General features: G+C 71.0%; 2 protein-coding genes. Both read right to left on the bottom strand.

What is annotated here, in order from left to right; translation table 11 throughout:
* The coding region (gene hpnC / locus FV222_RS23840) for a squalene synthase HpnC (protein ID WP_147815808.1) at window positions 1-869 on the bottom strand (869 nt) is incomplete at its 3' end.
* Window positions 866-1,906, bottom strand: coding sequence for a hopanoid-associated sugar epimerase (hpnA, locus tag FV222_RS23835; protein WP_147761300.1), 1,041 nt, complete (start codon window positions 1,904-1,906; stop codon window positions 866-868). The genes hpnA and hpnC, both read right to left, overlap by 4 nt.
* Window positions 1,907-2,211: the final 305 nt, after the last annotated feature.

Here is a 2,211-nt window from a genome sequence, read left to right as displayed (position 1 = left end):
CGCACGATGCGGCCGCGGAACGGCCGGCGCGCCAGCGTCGCAGCGATGCCGCCGAGCGCGGTCAGCGCGAAGCCGACCTTGCCGTGGTGGACCTTCTCCGAGAGCGGGTCGCGGTCGAGCAGGCCTCGGGCGAGGATCACCGCCAGCCGATGGATCGCCGCGATCTCCAGAGACAGGCGCAGGTCGTCGATCAGGTCGGGCAGCACCTTGCCGTCGTCGAGCAGGCCCAGCGTCCGCTCGGCCAGCTCCCGGACGACGGCGCGCAGTTGCGGCGACGCCTTGTCGGCGCCCAGCATCGCGACGGTGGCGCCGTGCCGGTCCAGCGTGTCCTGCGGGAGGTAGACCCGGTCGAGGGCGCGGAAGTCCTTGCCGCAATCCTGGAGGTGGTTGACGATCTGCAGGGCGGCGCAGATCGCGTCCGACGCGGCCCAGACCCGGGCCGGATCCTCGCCGTGCACGTCGAGGACGTAGCGGCCGACCGGCATCGCCGAGTAGCGGCAATAGTGGATCAGCTCGTCCCAGTCGGCGTAGCGGGTCTTGCGCGCGTCCATCCGGAACGCGTCGAGCAGTTCGAGCGCGTGGCGCGGCGGCAGACCGCGGGCGGCGAGCTCGCGCTTCAGCGGCTCGGCTTCGGGATCGGACGGGCCGGCCCCGGTCAGGGCGTCGGCGAGGCCGTCCAGCAGCGCGAGCTTGCGCTCGGGCGACAGCTCGGCGTGGTCGGCGACGTCGTCGCCGGCGCGGACGAAATCGTAGAAGGCCAGGATCGCGCCGCGATTCTTCGGATGGATCAGGTGCGAGGCGACGGGGAAGTTCTCGTCGTTCGCGCCCTTGCCGGAGCGCAGCTCGGTGGCGGAGCCGGGGGCGCTCATCGCGAGACTCCCGGTAGGTATCCGGCGGCGCGGAACCAGTCGATCGCGTCGGACAGCCCCTCGCGGTAGGGCCGGGCGGTGTAGCCGAGCTCGGCCCGCGCCTTGGCGTCGGAGAAGAACATCCGGTAGCGCGACATGCGGATGCCGTCGATCGTTGCGAAGGGCTGCTTGCCGGTGATCCGCGCCATCTGCTCGGAGACGAAGGCGATCGGGTAGACCACCGCCCGCGGCAGGTTCACCGTCGGCGGCTTGCGGCCGACCATGCCGGCGATGTCGCCGAGCATCTGCGACAGCAGCACGTTCTCGCCGCCGAGGATGTACTTTTCGCCGACCCGCCCCTTGCGCAGGGCGAGCAGGTGGCCGGCGGCGACGTCGTCCACGTGGGCGAGGTTGAGGCCGGTGTCGACGAAGGCCGGCATCTTGCCGAGCGCCGCCTCCTGGATGATGCGGCCGGTCGGCGTGGGCTTCACGTCGCGCGGGCCGATCGGCGTCGAGGGGTTGACGATCACCGCCGGCAGGCCGCTTTCCGCCACCATCTCGTCCACCACGCGCTCGGCCACGACCTTGCTGCGCTTGTAGGCGCCGATCGCGGTCTCGGGCGTCAGCGGTCGCGTCTCGTCGGAGGGCGTGACGCCGTCGTCCGGCGGCTTGATGGTCGCGACGCTCGACGTGTAGACGACGCGCTCGACGCATTCGTCGCGGGCGGCGCGCATCAGGTTGCGGGTGCCGTCGCGGTTGGTCCGGACGATCTCTTCCATGTCGGGCGCCCAGAGCCGATAGTCGGCGGCGGCGTGGATCAGGTAGCGCTGGCCCCGCATCGCAGCCGCGCAGGCCGCCGGGTCGCGCATGTCGCCCTCGACCACCTCGACGTCGTCCCAGGTCAGGTTGGTGCGCGGGCTCGTGGCGCGCACCATGATGCGGACCGGAAAGCCGGCGTTGCGGAACACGTCGACCAGGGCGGGGCCGAGGAAGCCGCTGGCGCCGGTGATCAGCACCGGGCCGAGGTCGGAAGAACCGCTTGGGGTCGCCTCTGCCATCACGCTCGAATCGTCACGGGAACGCGGGCGATGCCCTCGATTTGGGCATCGCACCGCAGCAACGCGGCTTTTGTCATCGAATGGCGCGCACGACAAGGCGATCCGGGCCACAGGGGACCCGGATCGCTTTTTGCGGCCTGCGACTCAGGCGAGGCGGAGGCGCGAACGGCCTTCCTGTCGCTCGGGCAGGATTTCCTCGACCTTTTTGACGATGCTGGCGGCGTCGAGGCCGGCTTCGGCGTACATCTTGTCGGGGCTGTCGTGGTCCTGGTAGGCGTCCGGCAGCGTCATCGTGCGGACCCGAA

This window comes from Methylobacterium sp. WL103 (assembly GCF_008039885.1).
GTDB classification, from domain to species: Bacteria; Pseudomonadota; Alphaproteobacteria; order Rhizobiales; family Beijerinckiaceae; genus Methylobacterium; species Methylobacterium cerastii.
The sequence above is the reverse complement of the archived record's forward strand: the minus strand, read 5'-3'. Positions and strand labels throughout refer to the sequence as shown.

Bases quoted from the DNA above. Each gene is read 5' to 3' on its own strand.
- hpnA (WP_147761300.1), bottom strand. From the start codon at position 1,906: ATGGCAGAGGCGACCCCAAGCGGTTCTTCCGACCTCGGCCCGGTGCTG.